This window comes from Ramlibacter pinisoli (genome assembly GCF_009758015.1).
In the GTDB taxonomy this organism is placed as follows: Bacteria; Pseudomonadota; Gammaproteobacteria; order Burkholderiales; family Burkholderiaceae_C; genus Ramlibacter; species Ramlibacter pinisoli.
On record NZ_WSEL01000009.1, the window covers coordinates 1,744,436 to 1,763,674 of the forward strand.

The following is a 19,239-nucleotide window of genomic DNA, read 5'->3' on the forward strand; positions in this document are numbered from 1 at the left end:
TCACACCACCACGGCAGCGCTTCAGGCGGGCCGCGCCAGCGTCTGCAGCAGCTGCGCGAGCGAGCGCTCGGTGTCCTCGCCCTCCTTCAGCAACCACTGCTTGAAGGTCTCGACCACCGGGTCGCCGTGCCACTGCGGCGCGATGAGGGCGAAGTACTGGCGCTTGCGCGCGAGCTCCACCCCGAACGGGGTGCACAGCTTCCCCGTGATGACGTCGTCGGCCACCATCGACAGCGGCGCCAGCACGACGCCCAGGCCTTCGGCCGCCGCCTGGATCGCCAGGTACATCTGCTCGAACTGCAGCAGCTGGGCGGGACGCAGCTGCGGCTGCTGCGCGAGGGCCAGCCACTCGGCCCAGGGCAGGGGCTCGTTGCGGTAGCTCAGGAAGGTCTGGTGCCGGAGGTCCCCCGGGCCCTGCAGGTGCCCGCCTTCCAGCAGGTCGGGGTGGCAGACGGGCACGATCGTCTCGGTCATGAACGGCACGGCCACCTGGGCCTCGGGCTGGCGGAAGCCGCCGCGGATGACGACATGGTCGGTCTCGAAGTTCGGCGGCCCGGCCGAGGTGGTGAGCTTGACCTCGACCCCCGGCTCCCGCCGGTGGAAATTCGACAGCCGCGGGATCAGCCACCGGATCAGGATGGTGGCCGGCGCATTGACGCTCAGCGCCCGCGTCTCCTTGTGTTCCTGCAGATAGCTCGCGGCGACGGAGATCCGGTCCAGGGCCGGGGTGGCCGCCGCCAGCAGCGTGCGGCCGGCGCCGGTCAGGCTGAGCGGGGCCCGGGGACGCGCGAAGACGGCCGTTCCGAGCCACTCTTCCAGCGCCGCGATCTGCTTGCTGATCGCGCCGTGCGTCACCTCGAGCTCACGCGCCGCCTTGCTGAAGCTCATGTGGCGCGCGGCGGCTTCGAAGGCACGCAACGCGTTCAGGGGCGGCAGTTTTCGCATGGCCCGATTGTGTGAGGAAACCTCACTGGATGCGGGCGCCGCGCGCGGGCTATCGGGCTGGGGACGGCGCCGCCACGATGGTGCCGCTGCACTCGCCGAAGCCGATGCGCCGGCTGCCCGGGCGCTCGCACCAGCCGCGCAGGCTCAGCGTGTCGCCGTCGGCCAGGAAGGTCCGCTGTTCGCCGTTGGGCAGGCGGATGGGCTCCTTGCCGCCGCTCGTCAGCTCCAGCAGCGACCCGGCCTGCTCCGGCCGCAGGCCGGACAGCGTGCCCGACCCCAGCAGGTCGCCGGGCTGCAGGTTGCAGCCGCCGCAGGTGTGGTGGGCGAGCAGTTGCGCCGCGGTCCAGAACGCCGCCTCCGCGGCCGAGCTGCTGGACATCCGGTGCGGCGGCTCGCCGGCAGCGCGCATGGCGGCGGTCTGCAGCCATGCTTCGAGCTGGATGTCGAACGCACCCCGCTGCCGGTTGTGCGGCGAATCGAGATAAGGCAGCGGGTCGGGGTGGCCGGCCGGCCGGCTCAAGGGCGCGCGGAACGGCGCCAGCGCTTCCAGCGTGACCACCCACGGCGACATCGTGCTGGCGAAGTTCTTCGACAGGAACGGGCCCAGCGGCTGGTACTCCCACGCCTGGATGTCGCGCGCCGACCAGTCGTTGAACAAGGTCACGCCGAACAGGTGGTCCTCGGCCGCATCCAGGGCGACCGGATCGCCCAGCGCATTGCCCGCGCCCACCAGGAAGCCCAGTTCGAGCTCGTAGTCCAGGCGCTGGGACGGCGCGAACACCGGCGTGGTTGCCGCAGGGCTCTTGGTCTGGCCGAGTGGTCGGCGCACCGCCTGCCCGCTCGCCACGATCGACGAGCTGCGGCCGTGGTAGCCGATCGGCACCCATTCGTAGTTGGGCAGCAGCGGGTTGTCGGGGCGGAACAGCTTGCCGACCGCGGTGGCGTGGTGGATGCCCGCGTAGAAGTCGGTGTAGTCGCCGATCGCGCACGGCAGCGCGAGCGCCACCGCTGTTTGCGGCAACAGACAGGGCTGCAGGGCGCCGCGCTGCTGGCTGCCGTCACACAGCGCCTCGGAGAGTGCCGACCGCAGCAGCCGGCGCGGCTTCGGCCCGCCCGCCATGAGGCTCTTGAGCTCGCCGCCCGCCAGGCCCTCGAGCACGGCGGCCACGTCGGCGGTCCAGCGCCCGCATTCCTGCGCCGCACGCAGGTCCAGCACCTGGTCGCCGATGGCCACGCCGATGCGCCAGCCATCCAGAGCATCGGCGCGGCGGAAGCGGCCGAAGGGCAGGTTCTGGATCGGAAAGTCGGTGGCGGGATCGTTGGCGGAGGCGACCCAGCTGCGCAGGTCCGGGTCGTGGGTGGAATCGAGCGTCATGTCTTGCGGGAGGCGAAGCGGTCGGCCAGGCCCGACCAGCACTGGGCATAGTCGGCATCGAGGGCGCCGCCGGTCAGCGCGAATGCGGTCGGCTGGAAACGCCAGCGGCTCTCGAACATGAAGGCCAGCGTGTTGTCCAGCTTCTGGGGCTGCAGGGGCGCGCCGCTGGCCCTGTCGAAGGCCTCCGCGTCGGGGCCGTGGGGAACCATGCAGTTGTGCAGCGAGGCCCCGCCGGGACGGAAGCCCTGGGGCTTGGCGTCGTACTGCCCGTAGACGAGCCCCATGAATTCACTCATCACGTTGCGGTGGTACCAGGGCGGGCGGAAGGTGTCTTCCGCCACCAGCCAGCGCGGCGGGAAGATGACGAAATCGCAGTTGGCCGTGCCCGGCGTGTCGGACGGCGAGGTGAGCACGGTGAAGATGGACGGGTCCGGATGGTCGAAGCTGATCGAGCCGATGACCATGAAGTTCGCGGTGTCGTACTTGAGCGGCGCGAGGTTGCCGTGCCAGGCGACGACGTTGAACGGCGACTGCTGCATCTGCGCGCGCCACAGGCGGCCGCCGAACTTCTTGACGATCTCGCAGCCGCCGGCATCGTCCTCATAGGCCGCCACCGGTGCCTGGAAGTCGCGCGGATTGGCCAGGCCGTTGGAGCCGATGGGCCCGAGCTCGGGCAGGCGGAACAGCGCGCCGTAGTTCTCGCACACGTAGCCGCGCGAGGGGCCATCCGGCACGTCCACGCGGAAGGCGATGCCGCGCGGCAGCAGGGCGATCTCGCCGGGCCGCACGGACAGGACGCCCAGCTCGGTGCGCAGCACGAGGCGTCCCTGCTGCGGGACCAGCAGCATTTCGGCATCCGCGTTGACCAGAGCGCGGCGGTCCATGGACCGGTTGCAGAGGTACACATGGGCGGCCATGCCGACCTGGGCCTCCACGTCGCCGTTGGCCACCACCGTGCGCAGGCCGTCGACGAAATCGAGCGGCTCCTGCGGAATCTCGAAAGGCGCCCAGCGCAGCGGCTCGGGCGGGATCACCGCGTGCGGCTGCGCACCGGTGAGCCACCAGGCCTGCTCGTAGGGCTGGTAAGCGCCGGTGACGACCGAGGGCTGCCGGCGGTACAGCCAGGTGCGGCGGTTCTCGGCGCGTGGCGCGGTGAAGGCAGTGCCGGACACCAGTTCGGCATAGAGGGCCAGGGGCGCGCGCTGCGGGCTGTTGCGGCCCTGCGGGAGCGCGCCGGCGACGGCTTCGGTGGCGAATTCGTTGCCGAACCCGCTCTGGTAGCGCAAGCTGTCCTGTGTCATGGCTGCATCCTCCATCGTTCAGGCCGGCAGCGGCACCTGATCGACCTTGTAGTCGAACAGCCAGTGGTAGCGCTCGCGCACGCGCGCCTCGTTCCACTCACGGTCCACGTAGGCCACGGCGCCTTCGGCCGATGCCAGCGCCGGATTGTGGAAGCGCTTGGTGTTGGCGGCCGAGCCCTGCACGATCCTGGTGGCGCGCTCCACGCGCGCGTCCTGGTAGCGGCGCAGCGCATGCTGCGGATCCCCGGTCTCGCGCAGGCAGCGCGCCACCATGGCGCCATCCTCGATCGCCATGCAGGCACCCTGCGCCAGGAAGGGCAGCGTCGGGTGGCAGGCATCGCCCAGCAGGGTCACGCGGCCCTGCGTCCACTGCTGCAGGGGCTCGCGCACCATCAGCGCCCACTTGTAGGGCTGCTGGACGCTGCGGATCAGCGTCTGCACGTCGTCGTGCCAGCCCGCGAAGTCGCGCAGGCATTCCTCGGTCGTGCCGGCCGCCGTCCAGGACTCCACGGTCCAGTCGCCGCGCTCCACGATGCCGACGAAGTTGACCAGCTCGCCGCGGCGCAGCGCGTAGTGGATGACGTGGCCGCCGGGGCCGACCCAGTTGTTGCCGACCGGTTCGCGCAGGTGCGCGGGCAGGCGCTCGGCCGGGATGACGCCGCGCCAGGCCAGGCACCCCGAGAACGACGGCGCGTCGGCGCCGAACAGGCCCTGGCGGATGCGGGAGTGCACGCCGTCGGCGCCGACCAGGAGGTCCCCCCGGAACCGGCGGCCGTCCTCCAGCACCAGCGTGACACCGGATTCACTCGCATCGAAGGACGCGCATTTCGCGCCGAGCACGATCGCCTCCGGATCGATGGCCCGCACCGCGTCGACCAGCACCCCGTGCAGGTCGGGCCGATAGAGCGTGTAGTAGGGATGGCCGTATTCCGCCACCGACTGCTTGCCCAGGTCGAACAGCTTCCAGGTCTGGCCCGTGCTCCACAGGCGCACCTGCTTGCCCGCGGCGACGCTCGCGATCTCACGCACCGCCTCGTCGACACCCAGGAGGGACAGCACGCGCGTGGCGTTCGCACTCAGCTGCAGGCCGGCACCCACTTCGCCCAGCCGCGAGGCCTGCTCGAACACCTGCACCTGGTGGCCATCGCGCAGGAGGGCGAGCGCCGCCGTCAGTCCGCCGAGCCCGGCACCCGCGATCAGGATCTTCTGTTTCGTCATGTCAGTCCGCCTCGACACGGGCCCGGACGATGATGCCGGACCACTTCTTGAAATCGGCGGCGATCACCGCGCCGAACGCTTGCACATCGGGAACGCCGGGCTCGAGCCCCTGCTCGGCCAGCTGCCGCCGGACCTCGGCCGACTGGGCCGCTTTCGTGAACGCGGCGCGCAGCTTCTGCAGCACCGGCTCCGGCGTGCCCTTGGGCGCGACCAGGCCGAACCAGGAATAGGCCTCGTAATCCTTGCCGAGCACCGACCGGACCGTGGGCACGTCCGGCGCCGGCGCATAGGGCTGGGCACCGGTGACCGCCAGGGCCTTCAGCTTGCCGGACTTGACGTGCGGGTAGAGCAGCGAGGCGTTGTCCAGGATGAGCGGGATCTGGCCGCCCAGCACGTCGGTCAGCGCCGGACCGCCACCGCGGTAGGGCACGTGCGTGAGGTCCAGGCCTGCCGTCTCAGCCAGCAGTTCGGTGGCCAGGTGGCCGATCGAGCCGTTGCCGGCCGTGCCGACGGCGAGCTTGCCGCCCTTCATCTTCACCAGGTCCTGCAGGGTGTTCACGCCGGCGCCGGGGTGGGCCGCGATCATCTGCGGCCCGCGCAGGGCCATGCCCACCGGGATGAAGGACTGGGCGTCGTACTTCAGGTTCTTGTAGAGCCCGGGCGCGACCGCGAGCGTGCTGGTGCCGCCCCACAGCAAGGTGTAGCCGTCGGCCGGGCCGCGGGCGACGGCGGCGGAGCCGACCGTGCCGGCCGCACCGGCGCGGTTGTCGACGACGATGGGCTGGCCGAAGCCCTCGGCCATGGTCTTGGCGTACATGCGCGCGCTGGCGTCGGTGGGGCCGCCGGCCGGGAAGGGCACGATGATGGTCACCGGGCGGTTCGGGTAGTCGGACTGGGCCAGCACGGCCGGTGAGGCGCATGCGGCGAGGGCCGCCTGCAGCAGGCGGCGACGGGCAATGGAGGGCGGGAAGCGGTCAGGCATGCGCCATTGGACAGGAGCCTGGCTGATTAGTGAAACAGTAAAATGGTATGGATTCATCACCATCGCTTATCACGTGGATGCCCGACTCCCCAGCATGAACCTGTCCGTGCGGCAGTTGCGGGCCTTCGTGGCCATCGCACGGCTGCACAGCTTCACGCGAGCCGCCGAGCAACTGCACATCACCCAGCCGGGGCTGAGCGCGATGGTCCGCGACCTGGAGGAGCAGCTCGACTGCCGGCTGTTCGAGCGCACCACCCGGACGGTCGGCCTCACCTCGCACGGCGAGGCGTTCCTGCCGGTGGCCAGCCGGGTGCTGGCGGATCTCGACACGGCGGCCGCGTCGCTGGGCCACCTGTCCTCGCTGGAACGCCGCCGCCTGGCCGTCGGCGCGACGCCCGTCATCGCTTCGTCCATCCTTCCGGCGGCCTGCGCGGAGTTCGCAACGGCGCATCCGGGCGTGCGCGTCGACGTGCATGACCTGGACCGTGCCCAGATCCACGCCCACGTGCAGGACGGCCGGCTGGACGCGGGCTTCGGCGTGTTCCTCGACGCCGCGAGCGGCTTGCGCCGGCTTCCGCTGCTCAAGACCGCGCTGGTGCTGGTCACGCCGGCAGGCGATGCAGCCGCGGGAACGGTGCGCTGGAGCGACCTGAAGCGCGAGCGCCTGCTGGGCCTGCCGGCGCACAACCCGATCCAGCAGCTGGTGGACGCGCACGTCCACGGCGAAGGGCGGACAGCGGACTCTGCCCCCACCTTCAACCAGCTGCACACCCTGCTCGCCATGGTCGAGGCCGGCGCCGGGGACGCGGTCCTGCCCTCCTTCGTCACGCCCGCCGCCGGTCGCTACCGTGTTGCCGTGCGGCCCATCGTGCGACCGAAGGTGCCGGTCGAGTTCTACGAAATCACCAAGGCGGGACGGCCGCGTGGCGACCTGCTGATGCAGTTCGGGGACTGCCTGGTGCGGACCATGAAGGCGTTCGGGGTGATGGCGGTGTAGCTCAGGCCGTCAACTCCCGGATGAACGGAAGCAGTTCCCGCTTCTGCTCCAGCCCGAATCCCGCCGCGTCGCTCGGCCGCACCTTGGCATGGCGGATCTCGCATTCGGGCGAATAGCCGCCGAACGGCTGGAACACGCCCGGATAGGCTTCACACGCGCCCAGCCCCAGGCCGACCACGACGTGCAGGTTGATCAGGTGTCCCCCGTGCGGGACGGCCTGCCGCCGGTCGAAGCCATGCGACTCCAGCACACCGATCATCCGGGCGTACTCGGTGATGCCGTAGCTGAGGCCGCTGTCCATCTGGAAGATGTCCAGGTTGGGCCGCATGCCGCCGAAGCGGACCAGGTTCAGCGTGTCGATGGCGGAGAAGAGGTTTTCGCCCGTGGCGACGGGGCCACCGTAGGACTCCACGACTTCGCGGTTGAGCTGGTAGTCCAGGGGATCGCCGATTTCCTCGAACCAGCGCAGTCCCAGCGGCTTGAGCTCGCGCGCATACGCCAGGGCCGTCGGCAGGTCGAAGCGGCCGTTGGCGTCCACCATCAGGCGGTCCGGTCCACCGGCCGCCTGCAATGCCTCGTCGATGCGCTTCATGTCCTGGGCCAGCGGGGCGCCGCCGATCTTCATCTTGAAGCTCTCGAAGCCCATCTCGCGGTACGCCATGAACTCGTCCCGGATGGTGCGTCCCGCACCGGGCGCGTAGTAGTAGCCGCCGCCCGTGTAGACCTCCACCGGCGTGCCGACCGGCTCGCGTCCGAACGCGCGTGCGATGGTGCGGTAGGCCGGCTCATCGGCCAGCTTGGCGTTCAGGTCCCAGATCGCCTGCTCGATGGCCGCCGCCGCACCGGCCCGATCGCCGTGGCCGCCCGGCTTCTCGTTGCGCAAGATCGTGGCCAGCACCTTGGCCGCATCGAAGGACTGGCCACCTTCTGCGAGCAGGCTCGCCGGCTCCGCGGCGAGCAGGCGGGGAATCATGCGAGTGCGGATGATCCCGCTCTGGGCAAAACGGCCGATCGAGTTGAACCCCAGCCCGATCACGGGCTTGCCGCCACGCACCACGTCGGTGACGACGGCGACCAGCGAGACCGTGTGCTCCGAGAAGTTGACGACGGCGTTGGCAACAGCTCCTTCGAGCTGCACGGAGAGTTCGCGGATATCGACGATGCGCATGGTGTCCGGTCCCTCGCTCACTCGGGCTGGATGCCGGCCGTCTTGATGACCGCGCCCCATTTGGTGAGCTCGCTGTCGATGAACTTGCCGAACTCCGCCGGCGAACTGGCGATGGTGATCATCCCGAGACCGGCCAGGCGCGACTTGACGCCCTCCTCTGCCAACACGGCCTTCAGGTCGGCATTGAGCTTGTCGCGCAAGGCGGGCTCCAGGCCCTTCGGCGCGACGATGCCCAGCCAGCCCAGGGCGTCGAAGCCGGCGACGCCGCTCTCGGCAACGATCGGCACGTTGGGCAGTTGCGGCACGCGTTGGCTGGTCGACACGGCCAACACCCGCAGCTTGCCCGATTGGACGTGCGGCAACACCCCGGGCAGCGAATCGACCATCGCATTCAGCTGGCCGCCGATCAGGTCGGTGTACGCGGGTGCACTGCCGCGATAGGGGATGTGCTTGATGGGCGCGCCGGTGCGCTGCTTGAGCAACTCGAAGGTCAGGTGCTGGAACGACCCGACGCCGCCGGACCCGTAGCTCAGCTTGTCGGGCGACGCCTTGGCGGCCGCGATCAGGTCCGCGAGGGTCTTGTAGGGAGAGCTGGCCGGCACGACGAAGGCCTGGGCGACCCCGGCCACGTTCATGATGGGCGTCAGCTCTCGCGGGTTGTAGCCGGCATTCGCATAGAGGTTCGGTGCCGCCGCCAGCGGGCCGCTGGACCCGAGCAGCAGCGTGTACCCGTCCGCGGGCGCAGCCGCCGCGGCACGGCTGCCGAGCGTGCCGCCGGCGCCGCCCTTGTTGTCGACCACCAGCGACTGTCCCCAGCGCTTGGCCAGCGGCTCACCCAGGACGCGCGCCAGCACGTCACCGCTCTGGCCGGCCGTGAACGGAACCACGATGGTCACGGGCTTGCTCGGGTAGCCGGCAGGGGCAGGCTGGCTCCAGCCCGCCACGGGCGCCAAGGCGGCGACCAACGCGGCTGCAGTGAGGGAGAGACTGAGAGTTCGTCGATGCATGAAGGTCCTTGGTGGCGCCGCGATGGGGCGGCGGTGGTTCAAGGTCCCATGGTAGATTTGTACCAATCTCTGTTTTGTAGGTACATATACGATGAACATAAGGGGGACATATCGCGGAGGACCCTCATGGCCGTAGCCCGGTACCAGCAGATTTCGGAAGACCTGACCCGCCAGATCAGCTCCGGTGCACTGCCGGTCGGAAGCCTGCTGCCGACCGAGATGCAGCTGATGGACGGGTACGACGCGAGCCGCAACACCGTGCGAATGGCTCTGCAGCAACTGCAGGCCCGAGGCCTCATCTCCCGCCGGCGCAACCGCGGCACCATGGTCGAAGCGGTGCCGGGCGGGGCCGCCAATTTCATCCAGTCGATGTCGTTCGACGACCTCGTCACGCTGGCCAGCACGGCGCGCCGCCAGATCGTCGGCAGCGAGGACGTCGTGCTCGACACGGCCGCTGCGCGCCTGCTGCAGTGCCAGCCGGGCTCGCGCTGGTTTCGCCTGTCGATGCTGCGCGGTGTTGCAGGCAAGGCCCGTCCCCTCGGTTGGACCGATGCGTACGTGGACCCGCACTATCGCCAGGTGGGTGACATCGCCGCGGACCAGCCCGACAAGCTGCTGGCCGACCTGATCGAATCACACTTCGGCCGGCGCGTCGAGGGCGTGGAACAGACCGTGTCCGCCTGCGCCGTGAGCGAGCAGATGGCCCAGTCGCTCGGGGCCGCCAAGGGAACGCCGGCCCTGCGCGTCCTGCGGCACTACCGCGACGCCGCCCGTGCCCTGATCATCGTCACCAGCTCCCTCTATCCGGAGAGCCGCTATTCCATCGTGACGACGCTGGTCAGGAGCCGCTAGAAGCGGCGCCCCGGCCAGCCGAGGCAGGCATGGCGCCAGGGAGCTCAGGTGGTCGAGCGCTCCACGTACTCGAAGCCTATGTCCTCCACCTTGCGGGGCGGCTCCTCGCCCCGCAGGCGCGCGAGCAGCATCGCCCCGGCCCGCCTGCCCATCTCGCCGCCGCGCACCTTGACGGTGGTCAGCGGCGGCCAGGTCGCTTCCGCGATCGGCAGGTCGGAAAAACCGACGACGGCCAGGCGGCCCGGGAGGTCCCAGCCGTTGGTCCGTGCCCACATCATGGCGCCGATGGCGATGAAGTCGTTGCCGCAGAACACCGCGTCCACGTCGGGGTGAGCGGCGGCGAGCCGCGCCATCAGTTCGCGGCCGAGGGCGATCGAGGAGGGAGGCGGCACGTATTCGGCAGCAACCAGCGGCAGTCCGGCCGCCTGCAGGCCACGTTCGAGGCCGGCCCGGCGCATCTGCGAGCGCTGCTCGTCGGCGCCGAGGAAGGCGATGGCGCGCCTCCCGGCCTTCACCAGCCGCCGCGCAACCTCTTCCCCGACCTCTTCGTTGGAGAACCCCACGGCCATGTCGACCGGTCTGGCCGGAAGGTCCCAGGTCTCGACGACGGGAAGGTGCATCTGGCGCAGGCGCGTGCGCGCAGCCGCGTCACGCAGCGCGCCGGTCAACACGAGTGCGTCGACGCGCCGGCCGAGAAACGCGTCGATCAGGCCGGCCTCCGCGCGCGGCACGTAGCTGGATTGCGCCAGCATCAGCTGGTAGCCCGCGCGCCCGAGTTCCGCCGCCAGGCCCTCCATCGTCTCGGCGAACCACACGTTGGCCAGGGTCGGCACGACGGCGCCGACGATGCGTGACCTGGACGAGGCGAGGCTGCTGGCCGTGCGGTCCGGCACGTAGCCCAGCTTGCGGACCGCGGCCTCGACCTGCGCCCGCGTCTGCGGCGCCACCTTGTCCGGCTCGTTGATGACGCGCGAAACCGTGACGAGTGCGACGCCCGCGGCTTGCGCCACGTCGGACATGCGGACTGCAGTTCTGGATTTCATGATGCCCCTATTGTCGCGCAGGGTCTCTTGCGGATGGAAGCGCTTCCAAACTATGATGGAAGCGCTTCCAATCCTCTTCCACAGGAGACGCCCTTGCACAGACGCAACTTGCTGGCCGCCCTCACCCTGGGTTTGCTGGCCGGCCCCATGACTGCAGCCCTCGCGCAGTCGGATTACCCGAGCCGTCCCGTGAAGGTCATCGTGCCCTTCCCGGCCGGCGGCACCAGCGACCTCATGGGCCGCGCGATCGCCGAGGAACTGACGAAGCAGCTGAAACAGCCCTTCGTCGTGGAGAACAAGGGCGGCGCCGGCGGCGCGATCGGCACCGATCAGGTCGCCAAGTCCGCCCCCGACGGCTACACGCTGCTGCTGTCGGGGATCGGCAGCAACGCGGTGATCCACGGCTTCGCCGCGCCCAGGCCGGGCTACGACTCGATGCGCGACTTCGTGCACATCTCGCAGCTCGCCGCCGGCCCCAACGTGCTGGTGGTGAACCCCTCATTCCCCGCGAAGACCTTCAAGGAGTTCATCGCCCACGTGAAGGCGAACCCCGGCAAGGTCGACTATGGCCAGGTCACGGCTTCCTCCGGCCACCTCACCACCGAGTACCTCAAGCAGGTCGCCGGGCTCGACATGGTCGGCATCGCCTACAAGGGCGGCGCGCCCGCGCTCGCCGACGTGCTGGCCGGCCAGATCCCCCTCATGTTCACCAACCAGGATGCGGTGCTGCCGCACGTGAAGGCCGGCAAGCTGCGTGCGCTGGCCGTCACCAGCCCCCAGCGCAATCCGCTGTACCCCGACGTCCCGACCGTCGCCGAATCGGGCTATCCCGACTTCTCCGCCGTCTCCTGGACCGGCCTGTCCGCGCCCAAGGGCACGCCGAAGTCAATCACCGACAAGCTGGAAGCCGCGATGGTGAAGGCCTTCAACGAGCCCGCGGCCCGGCAGAAGCTCGAGGCCACCGGATTCGTCGTGGTCGCCTCGCGTTCACCCGACTACACGAAGTTCGTGCAGGACGAGATCAACCGCTGGACCAAGGTCATCCAGACCGCCGGCATCAAACCCGAATGAGCAAGGAGAGCCCCATGGCCGTCGAATCCAACATCGTTTCCTACGCCCGGGTCGCGCCCAACGCGCGCACCGCAGCCGACGCCGCCGACCGCATCGACTGGGTGCAGCTGTCGCTCATCTACCTGCCGCTCGCCACCCCAGTGAGCGACGCCAAGGTGCTCACCGGCGTGCAGAAGCCGCTGACCGAGATCGCCTTCATCTTCGCGGAGATCCGCACCCGCGACGGGCACGAGGGCATCGGTTTCGGCTACTCCAAGCGCGCCGGCGGCCCGGGCATGTACGCGCACGCCAGGGAGCTTGCGCCCAACCTGATCGGCGAGGATCCCAACGACATCCAGAAGATCTTCACCAAGCTGACCTGGGCCGGCGCGTCGATGGGCCGCGCGGGCCTCACCACCCAGGCGATCGCGCCCTTCGACATCGCGCTGTGGGACCTGAAGGCCAGGCGCGCCGGGCTGCCGCTGGCCAAGCTCTTGGGCGCGCAGCGCGACTCCGTGCAGTGCTACAACACCTCCGGCGGCTACCTGCACACCGAGCTGCCGCAGGTGCTCAAGAACGTCGCCACCTCGCGCGAGAGCGGGATCGGCGGCATCAAGATCAAGGTCGGCCAGCCCGACCTGTCCATCGACGTACGGCGCGTGGGCGAAGTGCGCAAGCTGCTCGGCGAGGGCTTCCCGCTGATGGTCGACGCCAACCAGCAGTGGGACCGCCAGAAGGCCACGCGGGCGTGCCGCCAGTTCGAGGACTTCGATCTCACCTGGATCGAGGAACCCCTGGACGCGCACGATTTCGAGGGCCACGGCCTGCTCGCCGAGCGCTTCGACACGGCCATCGCCACCGGCGAGATGCTCACCAGCTTCGACGAGCATGCGCAGCTGATCATGGCGGGGACCGACTTCATCCAGCCGGACGCGCCGCGGGTGGGCGGCATCACGCCCTTCCTGAAGATCATGGCGCTGGGCGAGTACAAGCGCCGCAAGCTCGCGCCGCACTTCGCGATGGAGATCCACCTGCACCTGGCCGCCGCCTACGGCATCGAGCCGTGGCTGGAGCACTTCGAATGGCTGGGGCCGCTGTTCAACGAACAGCTGCAGCTGAAGAACGGCCGGATGTTCGTGCCGGACCGCCCGGGCCTGGGCTTCACGCTGTCGCAGCAAGCCATCGCCTGGCGCACCGAGAAGGCAGAATTCGGCGAGCGTCCGTGAAGGGAGCCAGCATGACGCAGTTCTTCAACGATCCGCCGCCCCTTCCCGCCAGCGACATCCCGAAGCGCCCGCCGCAGGTCCATGTGCCCGACGAGGTGCTGGCGCGCCTCGCGCGCTGCACCGCCGGCTCGCTCACGACGCAGCTGTACATCAAGGGCATCCGCCAGCCGGTGCTGCATGGCATCACGCCCCTGAACCGGAAGGTGATGCCCTTCGCCGGGCGCGCCTACACGATGCGCTTCATCCCGGCGCGCGAGGACATCGACACCTACGGCAACCTTGTCACGCAGCCGCACCACGACCACCTGCAGTGGGTCGGCGTGGAGCAACTGCAGCCCGGTGACGTCCTCGTAATCGACAGCAACCGCGACGGCCGGGCGGCGTCGATGGGCAACATGCTGATCACGCGGATGATGATGCGCGGCGCACGGGGTGTGGTCACCGACGGCTCGTTCCGCGACGGCCTGGAACTCGCGCAGATGGACTTCCCCGTCTGGTGCACCGGCGTCACCAACACGACGCGGCTGTCGTACCACCACGTGGCCGACCTGAACGTGCCCGTCGGCTGCGCCGGCGTCGCCGTCTATCCCGGCGACGTGGTGCACGGCGACGGCGACAACATCACCATCATTCCGGCGCAATGGGCCGAGGAGATGGCGGACCTGTGCGAGAAGCGCGACGGCATCGAGGCGTATCTGGCGATGCGCGTGAAGGCGGGCGAGGCGCTGTGGGGCGTGTATCCGCCCAGCGAGACGACGCGCGCCGAGTACCAGGCCTGGCTTGCGGCGGGCAGCCCCGCGATCGCGCCCCAGGGTCCGGCCACCACGATGCAGGGGACCTGAGATGGCGACGTTCACACCTGCCGATCACGCCGCGCTCATCCGCCGCTACTTCCAGGCATGCAACGACGCCGACTACGAGGCGCTCGTCGATTGCTTCACGCCCGACGCGGTCCACTACTTTCCCCCCGGCCTGCCGGACATCCCCTGGCGCAGCGCGGACGTCATCGCCAGGAAGTGGATCTGGTGCGTCAACGAGCTCGGTTCGCAGTGGACGATCGAGAAGATCCTGGTCAGCCACGACAGCCCCGAGGCCGTCATCGAGTGGACGCACTGGAAGAACAAGAGCGGCACGGCCCTGCGCGGGGACGAGTGGTACCGGTTCGACCCCGCGACGGGAAAGATCGCCGAGATCCGCGCCTACTATGCGGCGCCGGCGGACAGGGCCGTGCAGATCAACGAGCTCTTCGCCTTCGACTACGCCGCGCGCGGGTACCACCTGAGGAGCGAGTGACGAGGGCGTCACGCACGCAGGTGGCGCAAGCGAAAGCTCATGCTTGATGCGGTCCGGAACCCTTGACCCGCGTTCACGCCACCTGCTCTGCCCGGGCGTAGTCGAACACCGGGCTGTCCAGGTCGATCGCAGCGAACTCCTCGCGCTCCGTCAGGTAGTCCTGGTTGATCTGCCACTCCGGCTTGTTGCCCTGCTTGGGGAGGAGATGCAGGCCGCGCGCCAGGTAGCCGGGATGGAAGTCGTCGACGGGCATCCACGGGCGCAGGGCCATGTCATGGTCCTCGGGCCGAAGCGCCGGCGTCACGCACTGCGCCCCGATCCGGTCCATGTGGCGCAGCAAGCGGCAGACGAAACCCGCGACCAGGTCCACGCGCAGTGTCCAGCTGGCCCGGAAGTAGCCGAAGATCCAGGCCAGGTTGGGCACCCCTGTGAACATCATCCCGCGATAGGCCACCGTGTCGGAGAAGACCAGGGGCTTGCCGTCGATGGCAAAGCGGATGTCGCCAAGCACCGACAGGTCGAAGCCGGTGGCGGTCACGACGACGTCGGCTGCCAGCAGCCGGCCGGACCGCAGCTGGATGCCGCCCTCGGTGAAGCATTCGATCTCGTCGGTGACGATCTGCGCCTGGCCTTCGCGGAAAGCACGGAAGAAGGCACCTTCCGGGTCGAAGGCAACGCGTTGCTGCCAGGGCCGGTAGCGCGGCGTGAAGTGCCGGTCGACATCGAAGTCCGGGCCCAGGTGGGCCCGCACTCCCTGCAGCAGTTCCTGCTTCACGGCGTCCGGTTCCTCACGGGCGCGCTTGGTGAAGGCTTCGCGCTCGCGCATCAGCTTGCGCCGCACGATCTCGTGGATCCAGTGCTCGTCCACCTTCAGCTGGCGCAGTTCGTCGGCCAGGGCGACGGCGTTGCGCCCGACGGTGAAGTAGCCGGGCGAACGCTGCAGCATCGTGAGCTCGGCGCAGCGGCCCGCAAGCCCGGGCACCAGCGTCGCGGCGGTCGCGCCCGAGCCGATCACCACGACGCGCTTGCCGGTGCAGTCCAGGTCGTCCGGCCAGGTCTGCGGGTGCACGACCTGCCCCCGGAAGGCATCCATCCCCGGCCAAGTCGGCGTGTAGCCCTTGGAGTGGCGGTAATAGCCTTGGCACATCCAGAGGAAACAGGCGGTGATGCGCACCGTCTCGCCGGTGTCGCCTCGCTCCGCCAGCAGGGTCCATCGGTTGTCGCGGCTGTCCCAGGAACCGCTGCGGATCACGTGCCGGTAGCGGATGTGCGGGGCCAGTGCATCATCCCGGATCACTTCTCCCATGTAGGCCCGGATCTCCTGCGCCGTGGCGATGGGCGTACCAGTCCACGGCTTGAAGCCATAGCCGTAGGTGTACAGGTCGCTGTCGGAGCGCGCCGCGGGGTAACGGTGCGTGAGCCAGGTCCCGCCATGGCTTTCCTGGGCTTCCAGCACGACAAAGCGCTGGCCCGGGCATTCCTTGCGCAGGTGGTGCGCCGCGGCGATGCCGGAGATGCCGGCGCCGACGACGACGACGTCGAAATGCTCGGTCGCCATCAGGAGGCCGCCTTGATCGCGAGGTCCTTCACCAGATCGCCGTTGCGATCGAATTCACGCCGGAAGGTGGCTTGCATCTCCTGCACGGACGTCGGGCGCGAGAAGGTGTAGCCGGTGTTGGCGATCCGCTCGCGCATCTTTGGCGTGTCGAAGGCTCGGGCGATCTCATCGTGGATCCGCTCGGCCAGCGGCATGGGGGTGGCCGCCGGGATGTAGACGGCCTGGCTGCCGCCATTCTCGGGGAACTTGAACCCGCTTTCCTCCATTGTCGGCACGTCGGCAACGGCTGCGTCGCGGCTTGTCGCCGCGACGGCGATGAGCTTGAGCTTGCCCGCCTGCACGTGGCGCATGACGTTGGGAAGCGAGTCGATGCCCAGCGGCACGTGACCGGCGAGCACGTCATTGATGGCGGGAACGGAGGCGTTGTAGGGGACCCGCTGCAAGTCGATGCCGGCCCAGCGGTTGAAGCTCACGATGATGAAGTGCGGCCGGTTTCCCGTGCCGGGACTGACGATGCTCAGCTTGCCGGGCCGGGCCTTGGCCAAGGCCACGACTTCCTTGATGCTGCCCGCGGGCAGCGACGGATGCGCGTACATCACCTGCGGTGCGCGGACCAGGTCGCCGACCTGCAGCAAGTCCTTGACCGGGTCGAAGGCCGTCTTGAGCACGTGCGGGACTTCCGTCAGCACGGCGGAGGTGATCAGCAGCATCGTGTGGCCGTCGGGCGGCGCCACCGCCACCTGGCGCGACCCGATGGTGCCTGTGGCACCGACGATGTTTTCCACGACGAACGGCTGCTTGAGGTTCTGGGTCATCTGCTCGCACAGCAGGCGCGCCAACGAATCGGACACGCCACCGGCAGTGGCAGGGACGATCACCTTGACCGGCCGCGACGGCCAGGCCTCGGTGGACGACGCGGCAAACGCGCGGGGCATGCACGCGAGCGCAGCGAGCGCGCCCAGGGCCTGGCGGCGCTGCAGGAGGGGGGCGGTTTTGGCAGGCACGGCGGATTCCTTTGCGTCCATGTCAGTGGGCCAGTTCGGTGTGCACATGGGCGAGGTCGAAGATGGGCGCCTGCGGCTTCAGCTGCCATTGGCGAATGTCCTCGTAGCGATCGGCGAAGGAGGCCGGCAGTTCGTCGAACAGGCCGGTATCGAGCCACAGGCGCAGCAGGTAGCGGCGCTTGGCCGGGTCCGGGCCGTCCTCGTACTGCGTGCGCGAGTGCAGCACCGTGTAGTTGGAGATGAATTGCATGTCGCCCCGCTGCAGCTCCATCGACAGGCAAAGCCGCGGATCCGAACACAGGCGGTCGATCAGGTCCAGCAGTTCGACCTGCTGCCCGCTCAGGCGCGGGACGTCGTCGAAGCGTTGTGCCGACTCGATGTACGTCCGGTTGTAGCGGCAGAAAAGAACTTCTCCGACCCGATTGAACAGCGGCCCGGCGTACCAGGGCGCCTTGCCAACCGGCGCCTCGCCCCGGCGGTCCAGGCAGAAGTTCTGGTGGGCCACCGCCATGAGGTCGGGCCGCAGGCGCAGCACCTCGTTGTACACGGTCGTGGAACTCACGATGAGCGACTCGCCCCCGCTCTGCGCCGGGTGCAGGCACAGCAGGCCGACGACGTCCTGTCCGTCGTTGTGGAACGGCAGCCGCAGCTTGGACTGGTAGCCGCGCGCCCGCGGGTCGGTGCGGAAGTCGACACCGATGTTGGTCACGTGGCCCAGCACGTCGCCCTGGGCGTTCTGCGCCGTCCCGCTGCCCAGGTGCGTCCCCACCGCCCAGTAGGCGAGCGCGGCGTCCTCCAGCGAGTAGCGGTCGATGTCGAAGCCGCGCACCAGCACGAAGCCGCGACGCATGGCCACCTCCGCGCGCAGCCAGGCCAGCTTGCTGGCGAGGCGGCCGAGGTCCAGGTCCGCCGCCTTCAGGTGCGGAATGCCCAGCCCGCGGCGGCGCGCCTGCAGCACGGCCCGATGCAACAAGACGTTGTCCTGGTGATCCAGTTGCAAGACCCAGTCGGTCCTGCGCTGCATGTCCTCGCCGGTCCATGCGCTGGGGTGCTCGTAGCGGGAGTGCATTGCGCTCATCGAAATCTGTGCCAGGTGGTTGTCGATGGCGGTCAGATTAGATTTGCCTCGGCGCACGGACTTGGCAAAATCGGGCACGACGTTAGCATTCCCGGACAGCCGAGGGTTAACGATGACCATGCTCGTCCGCAGCGCGAGCCTCACCAACTACGCGACCGTTGCCCGCGCCGCCGGGCTTGACCCGGCCGCGATGCTGCAATCCGTGGGCTTGGATCCCAGCTGTCTGGACGACCCGGACCTGAAGATTCCTGGGGCGGCTGCCAGCCGGCTACTGGAGGAGTCGGCGCGCGCCTCGGGCTGGACGGACTTCGGGCTGCGGCTGGCTGCAAGCCGGACCCACCCCTCCTGGGGGCCACTGACGCTGGCCGTGCGGGAGCAGGCCACCTTGCGCCAGGCGCTCACCGTGCTGGTCCACTACATGCGCCTTCACAGCGAATCGCTGCAACTGCACCTGGAGGAAGACGCGCAGGGCGCAACGGCGATGGTCCGCTTCGAGTTCACGGGCCGCGGGCCGGAAGTGCGGCAGTCCATGGAGCTTGCGGTGGCTGCCCTGACGCTGGCGCTGCGGCAGCTCCTGCCGGACCAGTGGAAGGCGCAGAAGGTCTGCTTCATGCATGCGAAGCCGGCGGATACCCGCACGGCTCGGCGCCTGTTCTCGAACGTGGAATACGGCGCCCCGCTGAACGGCATCCTGTTCCCGGCCAGCTACCTGCAGCTGCCGCTGTCCAACTATGCGCAGCTCGATCGTTACGCGAAGCGCTACCTGGAGAGCATGGGCGCAGACCTGCAAGGGACGCTCGAGGAAAAGGTGCGGCAGCTGATCATCTCGCTGCTGCCGTCGGGCGGCTGCAGCCTGGAGCACATCGCTGGTCGCCTGACCCTGGACCCGCGCACCGTGCGCCGCCAGCTCGCGCGCGAGGGCCACTCCTATGCCTCGCTGCTCAACGCCATCCGCCGCGAACTGGCTGAGCGCCACCTGGCTCACCCGAACCGGTCCCTTGCCGAAGTGGGGGCGCTGCTGGGCTTCCGGGACGCCAGCTCCTTTTCCCGCTGGTTCCGGGACAACTTCGGCTGCTCGGGCCGGGAGTGGCAACGTGCGCAGCGCTGAGGCTTGCGATCGATCGCCGGCGAGGGTTCCGGCG

18 protein-coding genes are annotated in these 19,239 nt (G+C 69.3%); 7 read left to right on the forward strand and 11 right to left on the reverse strand.

The genetic code is table 11. The features are described 5' to 3' along the window. Window positions 1-21: 21 nt before the first annotated feature. The 5 genes from GON04_RS22710 to GON04_RS22730 are packed head-to-tail and all read right to left on the reverse strand — an operon-like array spanning window position 22 to window position 5,821. Window positions 22-945 (reverse strand): LysR substrate-binding domain-containing protein, encoded by a 924-nt coding sequence (locus GON04_RS22710; RefSeq protein WP_157400247.1) that lies wholly within the window; start codon window positions 943-945, stop codon window positions 22-24. 49 nt (window positions 946-994) lie between these two features. Next, window positions 995-2,320, reverse strand: coding sequence for a fumarylacetoacetase (gene fahA / locus GON04_RS22715; RefSeq protein ID WP_157400248.1), 1,326 nt, complete (start codon window positions 2,318-2,320; stop codon window positions 995-997). Beyond that, the gene (hmgA, locus tag GON04_RS22720) at window positions 2,317-3,621 is read right to left on the reverse strand and encodes a homogentisate 1,2-dioxygenase (protein ID WP_157400249.1); all 1,305 of its coding nucleotides are present in this window, start codon (window positions 3,619-3,621) and stop codon (window positions 2,317-2,319) included. Before hmgA ends, fahA begins: the two co-directional genes overlap by 4 nt. 18 nt (window positions 3,622-3,639) lie before the next feature. Continuing rightward, window positions 3,640-4,839: an FAD-dependent monooxygenase gene (locus GON04_RS22725; protein WP_157400250.1), complete on the reverse strand. Its 1,200-nt coding sequence runs from the start codon at window positions 4,837-4,839 to the stop codon at window positions 3,640-3,642. Window position 4,840: 1 nt separating this feature from the next. After that, the gene (locus GON04_RS22730) at window positions 4,841-5,821 is read right to left on the reverse strand and encodes a tripartite tricarboxylate transporter substrate binding protein (RefSeq protein ID WP_157400251.1); all 981 of its coding nucleotides are present in this window, start codon (window positions 5,819-5,821) and stop codon (window positions 4,841-4,843) included. A gap of 94 nt (window positions 5,822-5,915) precedes the next feature. Between GON04_RS22730 and GON04_RS22735 the strand changes: the two genes are divergently transcribed. Next, on the forward strand, window positions 5,916-6,818 hold the full coding sequence (locus GON04_RS22735) for a LysR family transcriptional regulator (protein WP_181653719.1): 903 nt from the start codon (window positions 5,916-5,918) through the stop codon (window positions 6,816-6,818). A 1-nt stretch (window position 6,819) separates the two neighbouring features. Here the strand turns inward: GON04_RS22735 and GON04_RS22740 are convergent, their stop codons facing one another. Further along, entirely contained in the window at window positions 6,820-7,986 is a 1,167-nt protein-coding gene (locus GON04_RS22740; protein ID WP_157400253.1) for an enolase C-terminal domain-like protein, read from the reverse strand. A gap of 17 nt (window positions 7,987-8,003) precedes the next feature. Then, window positions 8,004-8,882: a tripartite tricarboxylate transporter substrate-binding protein gene (locus tag GON04_RS22745; RefSeq protein WP_181653720.1), complete on the reverse strand. Its 879-nt coding sequence runs from the start codon at window positions 8,880-8,882 to the stop codon at window positions 8,004-8,006. Between the two features lie 237 nt (window positions 8,883-9,119). On the opposite strand from GON04_RS22745, the gene GON04_RS22750 reads away from it, so the two are divergent. Continuing rightward, window positions 9,120-9,845, forward strand: a complete 726-nt coding sequence (locus GON04_RS22750; protein ID WP_181653721.1) for a GntR family transcriptional regulator — start codon at window positions 9,120-9,122, stop codon at window positions 9,843-9,845. 44 nt (window positions 9,846-9,889) lie between these two features. Here GON04_RS22750 and GON04_RS22755 read toward each other — a convergent pair whose 3' ends face one another. Continuing rightward, on the reverse strand, window positions 9,890-10,864 hold the full coding sequence (locus GON04_RS22755) for a LacI family DNA-binding transcriptional regulator (RefSeq protein ID WP_181653722.1): 975 nt from the start codon (window positions 10,862-10,864) through the stop codon (window positions 9,890-9,892). Window positions 10,865-11,035: 171 nt separating this feature from the next. On the opposite strand from GON04_RS22755, the gene GON04_RS22760 reads away from it, so the two are divergent. Genes GON04_RS22760 through GON04_RS22775 form a run of 4 tightly spaced genes read left to right on the forward strand, consistent with a single transcriptional unit; the run spans window position 11,036 to window position 14,457 of the window. Further along, window positions 11,036-11,959, forward strand: a complete 924-nt coding sequence (locus tag GON04_RS22760) for a Bug family tripartite tricarboxylate transporter substrate binding protein (RefSeq protein ID WP_232533297.1) — start codon at window positions 11,036-11,038, stop codon at window positions 11,957-11,959. Window positions 11,960-11,973: 14 nt separating this feature from the next. Further along, a complete protein-coding gene (locus GON04_RS22765) occupies window positions 11,974-13,164 on the forward strand; it encodes an L-talarate/galactarate dehydratase (RefSeq protein WP_157400258.1) in 1,191 nt (396 codons plus the stop codon). Between the two features lie 11 nt (window positions 13,165-13,175). Further along, window positions 13,176-14,006: an RraA family protein gene (locus GON04_RS22770; protein WP_157400259.1), complete on the forward strand. Its 831-nt coding sequence runs from the start codon at window positions 13,176-13,178 to the stop codon at window positions 14,004-14,006. 1 nt (window position 14,007) lies between these two features. Then, window positions 14,008-14,457, forward strand: coding sequence for a nuclear transport factor 2 family protein (locus GON04_RS22775; protein ID WP_157400260.1), 450 nt, complete (start codon window positions 14,008-14,010; stop codon window positions 14,455-14,457). A 73-nt stretch (window positions 14,458-14,530) separates the two neighbouring features. Here the strand turns inward: GON04_RS22775 and GON04_RS22780 are convergent, their stop codons facing one another. From GON04_RS22780 to GON04_RS22790, 3 genes are read right to left on the reverse strand one after another with little or no spacing between them, the layout of a single operon-like run. After that, window positions 14,531-16,015, reverse strand: coding sequence for a flavin-containing monooxygenase (locus tag GON04_RS22780; protein ID WP_157400261.1), 1,485 nt, complete (start codon window positions 16,013-16,015; stop codon window positions 14,531-14,533). Continuing rightward, window positions 16,015-17,019, reverse strand: coding sequence for a tripartite tricarboxylate transporter substrate-binding protein (locus GON04_RS22785; protein WP_157400262.1), 1,005 nt, complete (start codon window positions 17,017-17,019; stop codon window positions 16,015-16,017). Before GON04_RS22785 ends, GON04_RS22780 begins: the two co-directional genes overlap by 1 nt. A gap of 22 nt (window positions 17,020-17,041) precedes the next feature. Continuing rightward, entirely contained in the window at window positions 17,042-18,088 is a 1,047-nt protein-coding gene (locus GON04_RS22790; protein WP_157400263.1) for a TauD/TfdA family dioxygenase, read from the reverse strand. Between the two features lie 121 nt (window positions 18,089-18,209). On the opposite strand from GON04_RS22790, the gene GON04_RS22795 reads away from it, so the two are divergent. Next, entirely contained in the window at window positions 18,210-19,205 is a 996-nt protein-coding gene (locus tag GON04_RS22795) for an AraC family transcriptional regulator (protein ID WP_181653724.1), read from the forward strand. Window positions 19,206-19,239 lie beyond the last annotated feature (34 nt).

Bases quoted from the DNA above. Each gene is read 5' to 3' on its own strand.
- GON04_RS22710 (WP_157400247.1), bottom strand. From the start codon at position 945: ATGCGAAAACTGCCGCCCCTGAACGCGTTGCGTGCCTTCGAAGCCGCC.
- fahA (WP_157400248.1), bottom strand. From the start codon at position 2,320: ATGACGCTCGATTCCACCCACGACCCGGACCTGCGCAGCTGGGTCGCC.
- hmgA (WP_157400249.1), bottom strand. From the start codon at position 3,621: ATGACACAGGACAGCTTGCGCTACCAGAGCGGGTTCGGCAACGAATTC.
- GON04_RS22725 (WP_157400250.1), bottom strand. From the start codon at position 4,839: ATGACGAAACAGAAGATCCTGATCGCGGGTGCCGGGCTCGGCGGACTG.
- GON04_RS22730 (WP_157400251.1), bottom strand. From the start codon at position 5,821: ATGCCTGACCGCTTCCCGCCCTCCATTGCCCGTCGCCGCCTGCTGCAG.
- GON04_RS22735 (WP_181653719.1), top strand. From the start codon at position 5,916: ATGAACCTGTCCGTGCGGCAGTTGCGGGCCTTCGTGGCCATCGCACGG.
- GON04_RS22740 (WP_157400253.1), bottom strand. From the start codon at position 7,986: ATGCGCATCGTCGATATCCGCGAACTCTCCGTGCAGCTCGAAGGAGCT.
- GON04_RS22750 (WP_181653721.1), top strand. From the start codon at position 9,120: ATGGCCGTAGCCCGGTACCAGCAGATTTCGGAAGACCTGACCCGCCAG.
- GON04_RS22755 (WP_181653722.1), bottom strand. From the start codon at position 10,864: ATGTCCGACGTGGCGCAAGCCGCGGGCGTCGCACTCGTCACGGTTTCG.
- GON04_RS22760 (WP_232533297.1), top strand. From the start codon at position 11,036: ATGACTGCAGCCCTCGCGCAGTCGGATTACCCGAGCCGTCCCGTGAAG.
- GON04_RS22765 (WP_157400258.1), top strand. From the start codon at position 11,974: ATGGCCGTCGAATCCAACATCGTTTCCTACGCCCGGGTCGCGCCCAAC.
- GON04_RS22770 (WP_157400259.1), top strand. From the start codon at position 13,176: ATGACGCAGTTCTTCAACGATCCGCCGCCCCTTCCCGCCAGCGACATC.
- GON04_RS22775 (WP_157400260.1), top strand. From the start codon at position 14,008: ATGGCGACGTTCACACCTGCCGATCACGCCGCGCTCATCCGCCGCTAC.
- GON04_RS22780 (WP_157400261.1), bottom strand. From the start codon at position 16,015: ATGGCGACCGAGCATTTCGACGTCGTCGTCGTCGGCGCCGGCATCTCC.
- GON04_RS22790 (WP_157400263.1), bottom strand. From the start codon at position 18,088: ATGCACTCCCGCTACGAGCACCCCAGCGCATGGACCGGCGAGGACATG.
- GON04_RS22795 (WP_181653724.1), top strand. From the start codon at position 18,210: ATGACCATGCTCGTCCGCAGCGCGAGCCTCACCAACTACGCGACCGTT.